The organism is Burkholderia contaminans, assembly GCF_029633825.1.
GTDB classification, from domain to species: Bacteria; Pseudomonadota; Gammaproteobacteria; order Burkholderiales; family Burkholderiaceae; genus Burkholderia; species Burkholderia contaminans.
Genome location: NZ_CP090641.1, coordinates 815673 through 831718 on the forward strand (window position 1 = coordinate 815673; position 16046 = coordinate 831718).

12 protein-coding genes and 1 pseudogene are annotated in these 16046 nt (G+C 68.2%); 6 read left to right on the forward strand and 7 right to left on the reverse strand.

Going from position 1 to position 16046, the window contains the following annotated elements; genetic code table 11:
• Nucleotides 1–34: 34 nt before the first annotated feature.
• On the reverse strand, nt 35–1330 hold the full coding sequence (locus tag LXE91_RS21385) for a right-handed parallel beta-helix repeat-containing protein (protein ID WP_039360743.1): 1296 nt from the start codon (nt 1328–1330) through the stop codon (nt 35–37).
• A gap of 623 nt (nt 1331–1953) precedes the next feature.
• Between LXE91_RS21385 and LXE91_RS21390 the strand changes: the two genes are divergently transcribed.
• Both LXE91_RS21390 and LXE91_RS21395 read left to right on the forward strand, forming a co-directional pair.
• Nucleotides 1954–2691 (forward strand): sulfite exporter TauE/SafE family protein, encoded by a 738-nt coding sequence (locus LXE91_RS21390; RefSeq protein ID WP_039360740.1) that lies wholly within the window; start codon nt 1954–1956, stop codon nt 2689–2691.
• 298 nt (nt 2692–2989) lie between these two features.
• The gene (locus tag LXE91_RS21395; protein ID WP_039360738.1) at nt 2990–4369 is read left to right on the forward strand and encodes an amino acid permease; all 1380 of its coding nucleotides are present in this window, start codon (nt 2990–2992) and stop codon (nt 4367–4369) included.
• Between the two features lie 83 nt (nt 4370–4452).
• Here LXE91_RS21395 and LXE91_RS21400 read toward each other — a convergent pair whose 3' ends face one another.
• The 5 genes and pseudogenes from LXE91_RS21400 to LXE91_RS21420 form a co-directional block, all read right to left on the reverse strand.
• A complete protein-coding gene (locus LXE91_RS21400) occupies nt 4453–5031 on the reverse strand; it encodes an NnrU family protein (protein ID WP_039360734.1) in 579 nt (192 codons plus the stop codon).
• 308 nt (nt 5032–5339) lie between these two features.
• The gene (locus LXE91_RS21405; protein WP_039361019.1) at nt 5340–5876 is read right to left on the reverse strand and encodes a TfoX/Sxy family protein; all 537 of its coding nucleotides are present in this window, start codon (nt 5874–5876) and stop codon (nt 5340–5342) included.
• A complete protein-coding gene (locus tag LXE91_RS21410; protein ID WP_039360731.1) occupies nt 5873–6982 on the reverse strand; it encodes a malate/lactate/ureidoglycolate dehydrogenase in 1110 nt (369 codons plus the stop codon). The genes LXE91_RS21405 and LXE91_RS21410 overlap by 4 nt, the downstream gene beginning before the upstream one ends.
• Nucleotides 6983–7037: 55 nt before the next feature.
• Entirely contained in the window at nt 7038–8492 is a 1455-nt protein-coding gene (locus tag LXE91_RS21415) for a M20 family metallopeptidase (protein WP_039360728.1), read from the reverse strand.
• Nucleotides 8493–8572: 80 nt separating this feature from the next.
• Nucleotides 8573–9642, reverse strand: a pseudogene (locus LXE91_RS21420) (NAD(P)H-dependent flavin oxidoreductase).
• Between the two features lie 426 nt (nt 9643–10068).
• Here LXE91_RS21420 and adiC point away from each other — a divergent pair.
• Both adiC and LXE91_RS21430 read left to right on the forward strand, forming a co-directional pair.
• Nucleotides 10069–11601, forward strand: a complete 1533-nt coding sequence (adiC, locus tag LXE91_RS21425) for an arginine/agmatine antiporter (RefSeq protein WP_039360722.1) — start codon at nt 10069–10071, stop codon at nt 11599–11601.
• 3 nt (nt 11602–11604) lie between these two features.
• Nucleotides 11605–13944 (forward strand): Orn/Lys/Arg family decarboxylase, encoded by a 2340-nt coding sequence (locus tag LXE91_RS21430; protein WP_039360720.1) that lies wholly within the window; start codon nt 11605–11607, stop codon nt 13942–13944.
• Between the two features lie 164 nt (nt 13945–14108).
• Here LXE91_RS21430 and ftrA read toward each other — a convergent pair whose 3' ends face one another.
• On the reverse strand, nt 14109–15083 hold the full coding sequence (gene ftrA, locus LXE91_RS21435) for a transcriptional regulator FtrA (protein WP_039360717.1): 975 nt from the start codon (nt 15081–15083) through the stop codon (nt 14109–14111).
• A gap of 110 nt (nt 15084–15193) precedes the next feature.
• Between ftrA and LXE91_RS21440 the strand changes: the two genes are divergently transcribed.
• Together LXE91_RS21440 and LXE91_RS21445 are read left to right on the forward strand one after the other, a co-directional pair.
• Nucleotides 15194–15613, forward strand: a complete 420-nt coding sequence (locus tag LXE91_RS21440; protein WP_039360714.1) for a rhodanese-like domain-containing protein — start codon at nt 15194–15196, stop codon at nt 15611–15613.
• 101 nt (nt 15614–15714) lie between these two features.
• Nucleotides 15715–16041 (forward strand): superinfection immunity protein, encoded by a 327-nt coding sequence (locus LXE91_RS21445; protein ID WP_011354384.1) that lies wholly within the window; start codon nt 15715–15717, stop codon nt 16039–16041.
• The last annotated feature ends 5 nt before the right edge of the window (nt 16042–16046 follow it).

Genomic DNA, 16046 nt, shown 5'->3' on the forward strand with positions numbered 1-16046 from the left:
CGATCGCACGGCCGGCAGCGCATCGCGAACATCGTCAGTGCCGCGCCGACGCGAGCGCGCCATTCGCCTGCATCAGGCTCGTGCGCACCGCCGGCATCCCCGACGTCACCGCGCCGCCGGCCGGAATCGTCCCGGACGGGGAAGCGCCGACCGGCGGCGCCAGCGCCACGCCGCCCAGCGAATTGCCGTACGCGACGATATCGGCGGCCGGGCAGTTGTTCGTCAGCAACCACACCGGTATGCCGGCGATCGATGCAAGCGTCGTGTCCGCCACCGAGAAATGGCAGACGTTCCCCAACGCGCGGAAGCCGGCATAGCCCGATCCCGACACGCGGTTGCCCTTCACGACGACGTACGACACCGTCCCCGACCAGGTATCGAGCTCGATCGCGGCCTGCTGGGTAGGCTGCAAGCCGTTGTTCGCATTCGTGCCGTCCTGGATCGCGCCGACGACGTTGTTCTCGATCACCACGTCCGACACGCCGTAGGTCTTCCAGCTATCCTCCTGCGCGACCAGGATGCCGGCCGCCTTCTGAACACCGTGGACCGAGTTGTTCGAAATCGTCACGCTCCGCCCGCCGACCACGGAGATGCCGCGCCCCCAGTAGTTGCCCGATACCGTATTCCCGTCGATCAGCACGTTGGCACTGAGACTGCCGTCGGCCTGATAGCTGACGACGGCGATCAGGTCGTCGCCGGTGTCCTTCACCGTGTTGCCGCGCACCAGCACGTTGGTCGAGCCGTGGGTGGTATGGATGCCGTCGGCCAACGTCGCCTGCACGGTATTGCCCACGATCGCCACGTTGCGGCCGCCGTAGACGAAGATCCCGGCGCTGGCGCCCCCCTGGATCGTCACGCCGAGCACCTGGACACCGGCGCCCGTCACCTCGACCTTCGTCGATTCGACCGTCGTCAGCCGCGTGGTGCCGGTGCCGACCAGCGTGACGCCGACGAGCGTCGAACCGCTGCCGCTCATCACGATGGTCTGATCGGCCGGGTTGGTCGCAACCAGCGTCGCGCCATAGCCCGAGATCACGACGTCCGCTTTGGAAACCGTCAGCGACCGGCTGACGGCGTAGCGTCCCGGCGCGAGCACGAGGCGCTGGCCCGGCTGCAATGCATCGAACGCGGCCTGCAGCGCGTCGGCCTGGTCGCCGCCGTTCGCCGTCGGCTGGACGGTCACGGCCGGAAGCGCCGGCGCGCTGCGCAACGGATGCGCATGCCGCGTGCCGCCCGGTGTATAGGCGGCCGCCGGCGATGCGGCGAAACATGCGGTACAGATCAGGCAGACGGCCGTACTCGGGCCGACCCCGCGAAACGACTTTCTCATGGTTGTTCTCTCACGCCCGTTCGCCCGTGACGACCGGCCAACGGCCGACGGTCGCGACGCGTTCGAGCAACGGCGATCGTACGGCGCGTGGCACACGCGCCGAACCATCCCGACTGCGACATTCATTTGCTCCGCCGATGCGGCGGAGCAACGGCAACGAAGCGCCGTCGCGTGGCCGCGATCGACACCCGGTCGCCTGTTCGCCCGCCGGCGCGCATGCGTGTCCCCCGAGAAAAGGCGGCCCGATTCCGGCGCGCCGGCACCGCGTGGCCGGAATCGAACCCGTCAACAGGAACTGCGTTCCCGAGCGCACCGGGTGCCGGCTGACCCCCAACCCCGCCGGTTCTTTCCCGCCGCTCATCAACCAGTCTATTTCGCGCGCACCGTTCGACAATCCGACATTGGCCGCGCGACGTCGTAAGACCGCCCGTGCGCCCGCCCGGGCCATCCTCGACCTTGGTCGCGGGCGCTGCGGCAGCGTCGCTTGCGCCGGCCGGGAAGGCTCGCGACGACACTGCGATCGCAGCAGTTCACGCCGCCTCCCGTCCTGCATTACCATCGTGCGTTCGCCACGCCTGCCCGCCGCCGGCAGGCGAGCCCCGTCACCTTCCGCTCCCGCTCCGATGCTCGCTCTCGTCATCCTCGCCGGCCTCTGGGCCGGACTGCAGAACACCCTGGCCGGCGGCGGCTCGTTCGTCACGCTGCCCGCGCTGATCGTGTCGGGCATGTCGCCGCTCGCGGCGAACATCACGTCGACGGTCGCGCTGTTTCCCGCGCAGGTCACGACCGGCTGGGCGAGCCGCAAGATGGTGCGCGGCGTGGGCAGGCTGTCGTTTCGCGCGATGTTCTTCATCAGCGTGGTCGGCGGTGCGCTCGGCGGGCTGCTGTTGCTGAAGACCCCTTCGTCGATCTTCTCGCGCCTCGTGCCGTGGCTCGTGCTGTTCGCGACGATCGTGTTCGCGTGGGGCAGCTTTTTCCGCAAGCCGGGCGAAGGCACGGCGCACCTCGGCACCGTCCCCGCCGCGCTCTCGCAGTTCATGATCGCGATCTACGGCGGCTACTTCGGCGGCGGGCTCGGGTTCCTGATGATGGCCGTGCTGACGATGGCCGGCCTGTCGCCGCGCCACGCGATGTCGACGAAAAACGCGCTCGCGGGCGTGATGAACGCGTCGGCCGTCGTGCTGTTCCTGACGTCGCCGCACCTGCACTGGGGCAACGCGCTCGCGCTCGGCGGCGGCGCGATCGTCGGCGGGCTGCTCGGCACGTGGGCGCTGCATCGCGTGAACGAACGCGTGCTGCGGATCGGGATCGTCTGCATCGGCGCGATGCTGACGGTCGGGTTGTTCGTCAAGCCGATCTGACGCGCACGCACACCTGCCGCCGTCGCGGCAATTGATGAGCAAACCGCAAGACGTCTTTCGCATATCTCGTTTGCCGTGACGGCGGCGTCCGCCCACAATCCGGGGGTCGTCGTCATCGCCCTCTCGCGGGCACCGACCGGCACTTCGCGGCCGCCATTCCGATTCACCGCCGGCGGCCCGGCACATCGCGTCACTCACGCTCCCTCGACATCGGCGCCCCATGCGGCGGCAGAACGCTTGCCGCGGCGCGGCCCGATGCATTCCCGGCCAGCGGGCCAACAATAACTAGAGGTAGGAGATGCAGGACAACTCATTGAGGCAAAGCCTCAAGCAACGGCACATCACGATGATCGCGCTTGGCGGCGTGATCGGCGCGGGCCTGTTCGTCGGCTCCGGCGCCATCATCGCGACCGCCGGCCCCGCGGCGATCCTGTCGTACCTGATCGGCGGCGTGATCGTCACGCTGGTCATGTTCATGCTCGGCGAAATGGCGTCCCGCAACCCCGACAGCGGATCGTTCTCCACCTACGCAAGCAGCTATCTCGGCGAATGGGCCGGCTTCGCGGTCGGCTGGCTGTACTGGTTCAAGTCGATGATGACGATCACCGTCGAGGCGATCCTGCTCGGTGCGATCCTCCACGATTTCCTGCCGTGGCTGCCCGTGTGGGGCGGAGCGCTGTTCATGCTCGTCACGCTGATCGCGAGCAACGCGTACTCGGTGCGCTCGTTCGGCGAAGCCGAATACTGGCTGTCGTTCGCGAAGGTGACGACGATCATCGTCTTCATGGCGCTCGGCGCCTCGATCCTGCTCGGCTTCCAGCCGCGCATTCCCGCGCCGGGGCTCGTGAACCTCACGGGTCACGGCGGCTTCATGCCGAACGGCATCTCGCCCGTGCTCGCGGGCGTGATGGTCGTGATCTTCTCGCTCGGCGGCAGCGAAATCGCGGCCGTTGCGGCGGGCGAATCCGAGAACCCGGGCAAGAACGTGATCCGTGCAATCAAGAGCGTGATCGTGCGCGTGATGGTGTTCTACGTCGGCTCGGTGTCGATCCTGATCCTGTGCATGCCGTGGACCGACAAGGCCAACCTGAAATCGCCGTACGTGTCGCTGTTCGGCATGGCAGGCTTCACGAGCGCGGCCGTCGCGATGAAGATCGTGCTGTTCGTGTCGTTCATGTCGGTGATGAACTCGTTCCTGTTCTCGAACTCGCGCATGCTGTTCTCGCTCAGCCAGCGCGGCCACGCGCCGGCGATGTTCGGCCGGACCAACGCGAAGGGCGTGCCGATGAACGCGCTCGTGCTGTGCCTCGCGATCTGCGTGTCGATCCTCGGCGTTCACTTCGTGAGCGGCGGCGACCTGTTCCTGATGCTCGCGAAGAGCAGCGGCGCGTTCGTGATGATCGTGTGGATCTTCATCATCGTCGCGCACTTCTCGATGCGGCGGCAGGAGAAGCACGCGCCTCGCGATCCGCAGGCGTTCCGCGCGTGGTTTTATCCGGTGTCGAACTGGATCGCACTGCTGGCGCTGGTGGCCGTGCTCGGCTCGCAGGCGTTCAACCCGGATTCGCGCTTCCAGTTCTGGTTCACGGTATTGACGGCGCTTGCGATCGTCGCGGCGTATTTCCTGCGTCGCAAGCCGGTGCCACTCGGCGATACGGCCGGCGCGAAGGCGCGCTGACCGTTGCCCCGGGCAGGCGAGCGGCGCGCCGGTCGGCCGCCGCTCAGCTGTTCGACTTCTCAGTCTCTCGACGTGCCGGCCGCTCAGCCGAACGGACGCACGCCGATCAGCCAGCCGTGCAGGAACAGCGCGAAGACGGCCCACACGACGAGCCCGGCCACGATCGCCACGACGTCGCCTGACAGCCTGCCCGCCGGATAGCGCACGCCATCGCGGCGGTCGCGCGCACGCCACACGACGAAATCGACCAGCGCCCACACGAAGAAGGCACCGAACAGCACGACTGCGTGCAGCGTGCCGTTCGCGAGCAGGTGCGCGATCGCCCACACCGCCACGCCGGCCACCATCGGATGGCCGACGAGCGTCTTGATGCGGTTGCCCGGCACGTAGGAGGCGGCGATCAGCACGAAGGCGATCGCGGTCAGCATGCCGGTGAGGTGGCGCACGCCGACGGGCGACACCCACAGCAGCGTCGCGCCCTGGCGCGCGATGCCGTACCCCCAGATGATCAGCACGAAGCCGATGATCGACGCGATCGCATAGGGGCCCTTCCAGCGCTTCTCGCCGATCCGCTCGATCGTCGCTGAGCGCCAGCCGTCCGCGACGATCCGGATCGAGTGCATACCGAGGAAGATCGCTAAACCGAGAATCAGGACGAGCATCGGCTGTCTCCGTCTGGAATGATGAGTGGGGAAGCGTTCCGCACGGCGTACGATGCGCCGTTCGCAGGGCCGGCGGCGAGGCCGGCGCGGGTCGCGCTGGGCACGGGTGCAACCCGCGCCGATCATAAACGCCGAGGCCGCCGTTGTGAAGCATGGGGGATGTGCGGTGCGGCACGAGCTTGATGCATTCGTGACTGTGCGCCCCTGCCGCCCTTGTGCCAGCCGGCGCATGTCGCGTGAATCACCGGGCGACGGCCGGGTCGACAATAGAGGAAAAGTCGCGCGGCTTTCGCTTCGCGCGACCAGCACTATGTTTGCTTGCGCTTCGCCGGGGACTTCGCTGCCGGTTTCGACGCCGGTTTGGTGGTTCGCTTCGATGCCGGCTTGACTTCCCGTACAGAAGCAGGCTTCGGCGACGCTTTCGATGCCGGTTTGGCGACCCGCTTCGACACCGGCGTCGCTTCCGGCGCCGCCGCTTTCGGCACCGCCCTCGCCTTGCGCTTCGGCGGCCCCGCCAGCAGCGCCGCGCGATACGCGCTGCGGCACCAGTCGAACAGCGCGCCCGCATCCTCGAGCACGTCGGCCGGCGTTTCGTAATAGCCGTCGAGCGAAACCGTACGCGTGGGCCGCTCGTACGAGAATGGCCCCATCCCCGCCGCGACGAACGCCGGACGGTTCACGTCATCCACACGCAGGAACAGCGACCCGCGCGACATGAAGCCGAACATCACGCCGTCGAGCCGCATCGCCGCACCGCTGAAGAAGCGCACGACCGTGACGTTGCCGAGCGGCGCGAGCTGATACGCGATCTCCTCGCCGTGCGCCTTTTCCGATTGCCAGCTCATACGGATGCCGTGCAGCGCTGCGTCCACGCGTCGAGTTCGGCTTCATCGAAGCCGACCACCGCCGCGCTCTCGCGAATCTGCCGCCACGTCGCGCGATCGACCGGTATCCCGCCGGCACCGCGCGCCGCGCGGCTGGCCTCTTCCGGCTCGCCCGGCACCTGCACCGGCGCATCGGCGGCCTGCGGCGACGCCTTCGCCCACGCGACGAATGCATCGGCTTCGCGCTGCGCCTCGGCCGCATCGAATGCGTCCGGATCGATCAGCACCGACAGCATCCCGTTGACGATCGCGCTCGTCTTCTGCAGCGTGTCGCCGTAGGTCGTATGCCCGCCGACGAGCGCGCCGCCGAAAATCTCGCACATCGCCGCCAGCGCGTAGCCCTTGTGCAGCCCGAACGGCAGCAGCGCACCGAACGGCTGCTCGTGCATCACGGCCGGATCGTCGGTCGGCTGGCCGCGGGCGTCGATCAGCGACCCCGCCGGCACACGCTTGCCCTGGTTGTACGCGACGCGCGTCTTGCCGTACGCGATCGCGCTCGTCGCGAAATCGAGCAGCAGCGGCGGCTGGCCCGCACGCGGATACGCGGCGCAGAACGGGTTCGTGCCGAAGCGCGGATCGGCGCCGTGCAGCGGCGCGACCAGCAGGTCGCCCGGCACGTTGACGAAATGGAACGACACGAGCCCCGAACGCGCGCACTGCTCGGCCCAGTGACCGATGCGGCCGAGATGATGCACGTCGCGCAGCCCGATCGCGCAGATGCCCATGCGTCGCGCACGTTCGATTCCTTCGACCATCGCCTCGAACGCGATCACCTGGCCGAAGCCGCGACCGCCGTCGATCGACAGCACCGCGCCGCCGTCGCGCGCGATCGACGCATGCCCGTTCAACTGCAACTGCCCTTCGCGCCACGACGCGACGTAGTTCGGGATCATCCCGATCCCGTGCGAATCGTGGCCCGCGAGGTTCGCGCCGACCAGGTGATCGGCGACGAGCCTTGCCTCGCGCTCGCTGCTGCCCGCCCGTTCCCAGAGTGCCGCGACGAATGCATGCAGCGGTTCGGCGCGCATGCGCAGCGGTTCGGTGTCGGGCGTCGGCAGGGCGGTCATCGGCAAGGTTCCGTGAGAGTGGGTCGGACAGTTGTCACTGCCGGGCGTCAAGCGCTCAGCGCGCGGTCGCGATCACGTCCGCAACCGCGGCCGTCAGCTTCTTCGCATACGGCACGTGCAGGAATTCGTTCGGGCCGTGCGCGTTCGACTTCGGCCCGAGCACGCCGCACACCATGAACTGCGCGGACGGGAACCCTTCCTGCAGCACGTTCATCAGCGGGATCGTGCCGCCGAGGCCCATGTACGCGCAATCGGCGCCGAAGTGGCGGCGCGACGCGGCGTCGAGCGACGACGCGAGCCACGGCGCGAGATCCGGTGCGCTCCAGCCCGTCGCGGCACCGGCATCCGGCTTGAACGTGACCTTCGCGTTGTACGGCGGATCGAGTTCGAGCAGTTCCTTCAGTTGCTGCACGGCCTGCGCGGCATCGACGAGCGGCGGCAGGCGCAGCGACAGCTTGAACGCGGTGCGCGGACGCAGCACGTTGCCCGCATCGGCGAGCGCCGGCAGGCCGGCCGCGCCGGTGACCGACAGCGACGGACGCCACGTCGAATTCAGCAGCGCCTCGCGCGGATCGGTCGTGGTCGGCAGCACCGGCTTGCCGTCCGCGCCGCAGGCCCACGGCAGCCCCTTCCACACGGCGTCGCCGAGAATCGACGCAGCGGCCTCGGCTTCGCGCACGCGGCTGTCGGGAATCTCGCAATGGAACACGCCGGGCAGCAGATTGCCGTTCTTCGCGTCTTCGAGGCGCTCGAACAGCTGGCGCATCACGCGGAAGCTCGACGGCGCGATGCCGCCGAACACGCCCGAGTGCACGCCTTCCTCGAGCACTTCGACCTGCAGGTCGCCGGACACGAGCCCGCGCAGCGACGTGGTGAGCCACATCTGGTCGTAGTTGCCGGCGCCCGAATCGAGACACACGACGAGCGACACCTGGCCGAGCCGGTCGCGCAATGCGTCGACGTACGGCAGCAGGTCGTAGCTGCCCGACTCCTCGCAGGTCTCGATCAGGCCGACGCAGCGCGGCCGTTCGACGCCCTGCTCGTCGAGCGCGCCGAGCGCCGCGAGGCTCGCGTAGATCGCATAGCCGTCGTCGGCGCCGCCGCGGCCGTAGAGCTTGCCGTTCTCGTACTTCGGCGTCCACGGGCCGAGATCCGCGCGCCAGCCGTCGAATTCGGGTTGCTTGTCGAGGTGGCCGTACAGCAGGATCGTGTCGGTGCTGCCCGAACGCGTGGCGGGCGATTCGAAGAAGATCACCGGCGTGCGGCCCGGCAAGCGCACGATTTCGAGCTTCAGGCCCTTCACGGGCTGCCGCTCGGCCCACTGCGCGGCGTCGGTGACGACCCGCTCGAGATAGCCGCGCTTCGCCCAGTCGGGGTCGAATGCGGGGCTCTTCGCGGGGATCGCGATGTAGTCGGTCAGGGCATGGAGGATTTCATCGTTCCACTTGCGCTCGATGAAGGTAACGAGCTTGTCATGGTCGAGGACGGGGGTAGTGTCGACGGAGGTCATGGTGGGGGTGCCTGGATCGGGCTGACGAAAACCCAGATGATACGCCGATGCTCCCGCGCCGGCGCCCCCTTCCCGGTCGCTCAGGCCGCCTGCGGGAACGCGTCGCGCAGCCCCGCCGCGCACGCCAGCGCATCGCGCCACAGGCGTTGCGTCAGTTCGCCCGCATCCGCTTCACACGCGAGCGCCGCGGCCTCGCCCGACCACAGCAGCGAGAAGTCGTCGCGGCCCTGCCGCTCGAACGCGCTACGCAGCGGTTCGACCGCGGCCGTCGCGAGCGGGAACGCCGGCGCGAGCGCGCTCATCGGCCCTGCTCGCGCATGAAGCGCGTCAGCAGCCCGCGCGCGGGTCGGCCCGTGTACAGGTTGGTCATGCGCGTGCCGTCGTCGCGCGCGGCGCGCACCGCCGCGCGATGCTGCGCCGAGCGGCCGGCTTGCGGCGTCAGCAGGTAGCCCGTGCCGATCTGCACCGCGCACGCGCCGAGCGCGAACGCCGCCGCGATGCCGCGCCCGTCGGCGATCGCGCCGGCCGCGATCACCGGCACGCGCACCGCGTCGACGATCTGCGGCAGCAGCGCGAACAGGCCCGGTTGCGCATGGATGTCGTCAGTCAGGAACATCCCGCGATGGCCACCGGCCTCCGCGCCTTGCGCGACGATCGCGTCGACGCCGCGCGCATCGAGCCAGCGCGCTTCCTCGACGGTCGTCGCGGACGACACCACCCACGCCCCCGTACGCCGCACGCGCTCGAGCAGCGCATCGTCCGGCAACCCGAAATGGAAGCTCACGACGGCCGGACGCAACGCTTCGACGACCGCGCACATCGCATCGTCGAACGGCGCGCGGCCGGGGCCGCCCTTCACGTCGGCCGGATCGAGCCCGGCTTCCGCGTAATAACCGGCGAGCGCCGCGCGCCAGCGTGCATCGACCTCGGCGTCGGGCGCAGGCGGCGTGTGGCAGAAGAAGTTCACGTTGAACGGTGCGGGCGTGTGCGCGCGAATCGCCGCGATCTCGTCGCGCAGTTGCTGCGGGCCGAGCGCCGCGCATGCGAGCGAGCCAAGCCCGCCGGCTTTGCACACCGCGATCGCGAGCGGGCTCGACGAACCCACCATCGGGGCCTGGATCAGCGGCAAACGGGAAGGCAGCGTCGTCATCGGAATCGTCCTCGGGGAAGGTGGTCGCGCGCGCCGGCAGCGCGCGTTTAATGCGCTCGATATTAACCGACGAACCTGAATCCTGATTGCGGTGCCATTTGCGTCACGAATCGATTTAACCGATTCGGGAAAAACGATTATTCGCCGAAGTTTCGGCTGCGTGACTTCGCCGCCCGGGATCGGAATCAAAAGATGCCCGTCAGCCTTGCCGTACGGCCCGCCCACACCCGCATTCAAGCACCGATTCACCAACTTCAATGACATTCATCAATATTCAAATTATTAAATACCGGCGTTTACCCTTATTAAAAACCACCAAGGCGATAACATGAAAACGTTAAATAAAGCGGCGATTCATGCCGGAATCGTCGACCGGCGCCACACCGCGCCACCTCAATCGCAACACGTCTCGTCAAGGAGCGTCGCATGTCCGATGCCAGCTCGTCCTCGTCCCGCGCCGCCGCCCCATCGGCCGCGGCTTCCGCGCCGAAAATCGGCGTCATTCCCGCCACGCTGATGGTCGCGGGCAACATGATGGGCTCCGGCGTCTTCATGCTGCCCGCGAACCTCGCCGCCACCGGCGGCATCGCGATCTTCGGCTGGCTGATCACCGTCGTCGGCGCAGTGTCGCTCGCGCTCGTGTTCGCGAAGCTCGCGGCGATCGACCCGGCCGCCGGCGGCCCGTATGCGTATGCGCGCAAGTCGTTCGGCCCGTACATGGGCTACCAGACCAACCTGATCTACTGGCTCGCGAACGTGCTCGGCAACGTCGGCCTCGCGGTCGCCGGCCTCGGCTACCTCACGCATTTCTTCCCGGTCCTGAAGGACCCGCTCGTGTTCGCGCTCGCGCAGATCTTCGTGATCTGGCTGTTCACGTACGCGAACATCCTCGGGCCGAACGTCGTCGGCCGCGTGCAGTCGGTCACGACGGTCTTCGCGCTCGTGCCGATCCTCGGGATGGCCGTGTTCGGCTGGTTCTGGTTCAGCAAGGACGTGTACTTCGCCGGCTGGAACGTGTCGGGCACCAACAGCTTCAGCGCGATCGGCGCGACGCTGAACTTCACGCTGTGGGCGTTCATCGGCGTCGAGAGCGCATCGGTATCGGCCGGTGTCGTCGAGAACCCGTCGCGCAACGTGCCGATCGCGACCGTCGGCGGCGTCGTGCTCGCGGCCGTCTGCTACGTGCTCAGCTCGACCGTGATCATGGGGATGATCCCGAACAAGGCGCTGCTCGCCTCGAGCGCGCCGTTCGCGGATGCCGCGCGCCTCGCGCTCGGCGATACGGCCGCGAACGCGGTCGCGCTCTGCGCGGCGCTCGGCTGCCTCGGCTCGCTCGCCGGCTGGACGCTGCTGGTCGGCCAGACCGCGAAGGCGGCCGCCGACGACGGCCTGTTCGCCGGCGTGTTCGCCCGCGTGAACTCGAAGAACGTGCCGTCGGCCGGCCTCGCGATCGTCGCGCTGATCATGACCGTGCAGGTGCTCGCGACGATGTCGCCGAGCGCCAGCGAACAGTTCGGCAAGATCGCGTCGATCGCCGTGATCATGACGCTGCTGCCGTACATCTACTCGTGCATCGCGATCAAGGTGCTCGGCTACGGCAAGATGCCGTCGCACCAGTTCACGTTCTACACGATCGTCGGCCTGATCGGCGCCGTCTACGCGCTGTGGGCGATGGTCGGCTCCGATGGCCAGCAAACGCGCTGGTCGCTGATCTTCGTCGTCGCGACGATCGTCTTCTACGAGCTGTCGATCAACCGCCAGCGCGAGATCGAGGAAACCCACATCCATCCGGGCGGCCGCTCGCCGCGCTGGGTGCGCTATCTCGCGCTCGGCGTGACCATCGCCGCGCTCGCCGCCACGTTCTGGATTTCCGTCGGCCGTCACCAGGCCGACACCCTTCACGCGCGCTCGCCGGCCGTTGCCGCGAGCGTCCAGGCAACCCAGCAAACGGGGGATTGATACATGACCGCTTCCTTGACCCAACCGGCCTTCCGCCGCCTCGGCATGAAGGCGCTGCTCGTGCAGCACGACATCGATGAACGCACGGCCACCGGGCGCGCCGCGACGGCGCTTGCCGAGGAACTGCGCACGCGACTCGTCGACGTCGTGATCGCGACGTCCGCCGACGATGCCTGCGCGGTGGTCGCCGCCGATCCGGCAATCCAGTGCCTGCTGCTCAACTGGGAACTCGGCAACGACGCCGGCCATGCGCCCGCGCAAGCCGTGCTCGACGCAATGCGCGCACGCAACGCGACCGTGCCCGTGTTCCTGCTCGCGAGCCGCGCGAGTGCGTCCGCGATTCCGGTCGACGCGATGCGCAAGGCCGACGACTTCATCTGGCTGCTGGAGGACACCACCGCGTTCATCGGCGGGCGCATCGTCGCCGCGATCGAACGCTATCGCGAGACCGTGCTGCCGCCGATGTTTCGCGCACTCGCGAAATTCTCGCGCGTGTACGAATACTCGTGGCATACGCCCGGCCACACGGGCGGCACCGCGTTCCTGAAATCGCCGGTCGGCCGCGCGTATTTCGAATTCTTCGGCGAATCGCTGTTCCGCTCCGACCTGTCGATCTCGGTCGGCGAACTCGGCTCGCTGCTCGATCACTCGGGCCCGATCGGCGAAAGCGAACGCTATGCGGCGCGCGTGTTCGGCGCGCATCGCACGTACCACGTGACGAACGGCTCGTCGATGTCGAACCGCGTGATCCTGATGGCGAGCGTCACGCGCAACCAGGTCGCGCTGTGCGACCGCAACTGCCACAAGTCGGCCGAGCACGCGATGACGATGTCCGGCGCGATTCCGACCTACCTGATTCCGTCGCGCAACCACTACGGGATCATCGGGCCGATCATGCCCGAGCGGCTGACGGCCGCCGCCGTGCGGCTCGCAATCGACGCGAACCCGCTCGTGCGCGGCCGCGACGGCATCGATCCGACGCCCGTCCATGCGCTGATCACGAACTCGACGTACGACGGCCTCTGCTACAACGTCGCGCGTGTCGAGGCACTGCTCGGCCAGAGCGTCGATCGATTGCACTTCGACGAGGCATGGTACGGCTACGCGCGCTTCAACCCGATCTACCGCGACCGTTACGCGATGCACGGCGATCCGTCGCAGCACGACGCCAGCAAGCCGACCGTGTTCGCCACGCAATCGACGCACAAGCTGCTCGCCGCGCTGTCGCAGGCATCGTTCATTCACGTTCGCGACGGCCGCAACCCGATCGAGCACGCACGCTTCAACGAGGCGTACATGATGCATGCGTCGACGTCGCCGAACTACGCGATCATCGCGTCGAACGACGTGAGCGCCGCGATGATGGATGGCCCCGGCGGCGAGGCGCTGACGACCGACGCGATCCGCGAGGCCGTCGCGTTCCGCCAGATGCTGGCGCGCCTGCATACGGAATGCGCGGAGAACAACGACTGGTTCTTCAACGGCTGGCAGCCCGACAGCGTCGTCGATCGCAAGACGGGCCGGCGCGTGCGCTTCCACGAAGCGGACGAGACGCTGCTCGCCACCGATCCGTCGTGCTGGGTGCTGCATCCGGGCGACACGTGGCACGGCTTCGGCGATATCGAGGACGACTACTGCATGCTCGACCCGATCAAGGTGTCTATCGTCACGCCGGGCGTCGCATCGCACGGCGGGCTGATGCCGGTCGGCATTCCGGCGTCGGTCGTCACCGCGTATCTCGACCGGCACGGGATCGTCGTCGAGAAGACGACCGACTTCACGATCCTGTTCCTGTTCTCGCTCGGCGTGACGAAGGGCAAGTGGGGCACGCTCGTCAACACGCTGCTCGACTTCAAGCGCGACTACGATGCGAATGCACCGCTCGAACAGGCGCTGCCCGAGCTCGTCGCGCGCTATCCGGAACGCTACGGCAAGCTCGGCCTGCGCGACCTGTGCGACCTGATGTTCAGCGCGATGAGCGACCTGAAGACGACCGAGATGATGTCGCGCGGCTTCTCGACGCTGCCGAAGCCCGATTACAGCCCGGCCGAGGCGTTCGAGCATCTGGTGCACAACGACATCGAAATGCTGGAGCTCGCGGAGATGGAAGGCCGCACCGTCGCGACGGGCGTCGTGCCCTATCCGCCCGGCATTCCGCTGCTGATGCCCGGCGAGAACGCGGGGCCGGCCGACGGCCCGCTGCTCGGCTACCTGAAAGCGCTCGAGCAGTACGACCTGCGCTTCCCGGGCTTCACGCACGACACGCACGGCGTCGAAGTCGAGGATGGCGTGTATCGCATCGCGTGCATCAGGCAGAAGGCGCGCGATACCGACACGCGCTGAGTGCGCGACGCGACGCCTGCCGCCGCCTGGCGGCGGGCGTCGCCGCTTGCAGCCGCTTGCAGCCGGCGTCGGCCGCTCACACGGCCGGCCGCTCTCAGGGATGCGCGATCGTGGGCCGCCGCTGTGCCGTCAGAGGAAAACGTCGACGGGAATCGGTACGGTACTCAGGCGTCCCGTGCGCTTTCGCCGCGACTCATCCCGCGCCGGTACGCGGCCGGGCTCGTCGCCGCGACGCGCCGGAAATGCCGGCGCAGCGATTCCTCGGAACCGAACCCCGCACGCGCCGCGACCTGCGCGAGCGATAGCGCGGGATGCGCTTCGAGCATGTCCTTCGCGACGTTCACGCGCTCGCGGATCAGCCACGCGAGCGGCGACATCCCCGTTGCATCCGCGAACTGACGCTGCAGCGTGCGCGTGCTCATCGCAGCCTGCGCGGCGAGCGACGCGAGCGTATGCGGCTCGGCCGCGTGCGCGCGCATCCAGTCGATCAGCTTCGCGAGCCGGTCGGTGCCGCCCGGCGCGACCGGACGCGGCACGAACTGCGCCTGCCCGCCGTCACGATGCGGCGGCAGCACGAGGCGCTGCGCAACCCGGTTCGCGATCGCGCCGCCGTGATCGCGGCGCACGAGATGCAGCAGCATGTCGAGCCCCGCCGCCGATCCGGCCGATGTGATCACCTGCCCTTCGTCGACGTACAGCGCGTCGGGATTCACGCGCAGCGCCGGATAGCGCGCCTGCAGTTTCTCCGCATAGCGCCAGTGGGTCGTCACCGTGAGGCCGTCGAGCACGCCGGCCGCGGCCAGCACGAACACGCCCGAACAGATCGAGCAGAGCCGCGCGCCGCGACGATGCGCGGCCCGCAGTTTCTTCAGCAACGGCTCCGGCGGCCGTTCGTCCGGATCGCGCCAGCCGGGAATCACGATGGTGTCGGCGCGATCGAGCGTCGCGAGCCGATAGGGCGCGGCGACCGTGATGCCGCCCGCGGCGCGCACGGGCCCCGGCTCGCTCGCGCAGACCGCGAAGCGATACCAGTCGACCCCGAGTTCGGGGCGTTCGAGGGCGAACAGTTCGACCACGCAGCCGAATTCGAACGTGCAGAGGCGATCGTAGGCAAGCGCGACGACGAGATGATTGTGCATGGCGCGATGTTACCGGAACTTGTCGATCGCGCCACTGCCGCGAAACGCGCCGAACCGCGATACTGCCCTTCATTCCACCGCGTTCCGCGCAATCTTCAGGAGAACCTGCCATGTCCTACGTCACCGACGCACCCGCCGCCGACAGCCCCGCCGCCCTCGCGCATTTCGAGGCCTCGCTGCGCTTCGAGACCGACTGCTGGGACGTGCACGACGCGCTCGCGTCGGGCACGCCCGATTTCGTGCTGCTCGACGTGCGCGGCCCCGATCAGTTCGCCGCCGGCCACGTGCCCGGCGCGCGCAACCTGCCGCGCCGCAAGATCATCGAGAGCAAGCTCGCCGGCTATCCGGCCGGCACGCTGTTCGTCGTCTACTGCGCGGGCCCCCACTGCAACGGCGCCGCGCGTGCGGCGATCCAGCTCGCGCGCCTCGGCCGGCCGGTCAAGCTGATGATCGGCGGCGTGACGGGCTGGCTCGACGAAGGTTTCGCGTTGAGCAACGAAGTGCCACCGGCAGGCACCGAAGCCGGCTGATCGTCATTAAAAACGCAACAATCAATTGCTTGGCCACGGCCTGCACGCAAACGGAAAAAGCGCGATACTCGGTTCCATTGCAGTTCGGATGGAGCAGCAACATGCAGAACGCAGTCCTGATTCAAGTGGCCGGTTCGGTAGCCGCGATCGCGATCTATTTCCTGCCGGCGGTCATCGCCGACCGGCGTGGCCGGCACGACAAGCTGACGGTCGCGATGTTCAACGCGCTGTTCGGGTGGACCGGCATCGGCTGGCTGATGACGCTGTACTGGGCCTGCCAGCCGAACCCGCGCACCGATGTCGCGCAGACGATCCTCGCAAAGCGCCGCGGCATCAGCATGCGGACCTTCTCGACCGGTCTCGTTGAACGCGTGCAGCGCCGCGTGGCCGCCCAGGAGCAATGGGCGGAGAAACAAGGCTGCCGTTAAGTCCC

What these genes read in the sequence shown, in the direction of transcription:
- LXE91_RS21440 (WP_039360714.1), top strand. Translation starts at nt 15,194, where the DNA reads ATGTCCTACGTCACCGACGCACCCGCCGCCGACAGCCCCGCCGCCCTC.
- LXE91_RS21405 (WP_039361019.1), bottom strand. Translation starts at nt 5,876, where the DNA reads ATGAGCTGGCAATCGGAAAAGGCGCACGGCGAGGAGATCGCGTATCAG.
- LXE91_RS21395 (WP_039360738.1), top strand. Translation starts at nt 2,990, where the DNA reads ATGCAGGACAACTCATTGAGGCAAAGCCTCAAGCAACGGCACATCACG.
- LXE91_RS21390 (WP_039360740.1), top strand. Translation starts at nt 1,954, where the DNA reads ATGCTCGCTCTCGTCATCCTCGCCGGCCTCTGGGCCGGACTGCAGAAC.
- LXE91_RS21410 (WP_039360731.1), bottom strand. Translation starts at nt 6,982, where the DNA reads ATGACCGCCCTGCCGACGCCCGACACCGAACCGCTGCGCATGCGCGCC.
- LXE91_RS21445 (WP_011354384.1), top strand. Translation starts at nt 15,715, where the DNA reads ATGCAGAACGCAGTCCTGATTCAAGTGGCCGGTTCGGTAGCCGCGATC.
- LXE91_RS21385 (WP_039360743.1), bottom strand. Translation starts at nt 1,330, where the DNA reads ATGAGAAAGTCGTTTCGCGGGGTCGGCCCGAGTACGGCCGTCTGCCTG.
- ftrA (WP_039360717.1), bottom strand. Translation starts at nt 15,083, where the DNA reads ATGCACAATCATCTCGTCGTCGCGCTTGCCTACGATCGCCTCTGCACG.
- LXE91_RS21400 (WP_039360734.1), bottom strand. Translation starts at nt 5,031, where the DNA reads ATGCTCGTCCTGATTCTCGGTTTAGCGATCTTCCTCGGTATGCACTCG.
- adiC (WP_039360722.1), top strand. Translation starts at nt 10,069, where the DNA reads ATGTCCGATGCCAGCTCGTCCTCGTCCCGCGCCGCCGCCCCATCGGCC.
- LXE91_RS21415 (WP_039360728.1), bottom strand. Translation starts at nt 8,492, where the DNA reads ATGACCTCCGTCGACACTACCCCCGTCCTCGACCATGACAAGCTCGTT.
- LXE91_RS21430 (WP_039360720.1), top strand. Translation starts at nt 11,605, where the DNA reads ATGACCGCTTCCTTGACCCAACCGGCCTTCCGCCGCCTCGGCATGAAG.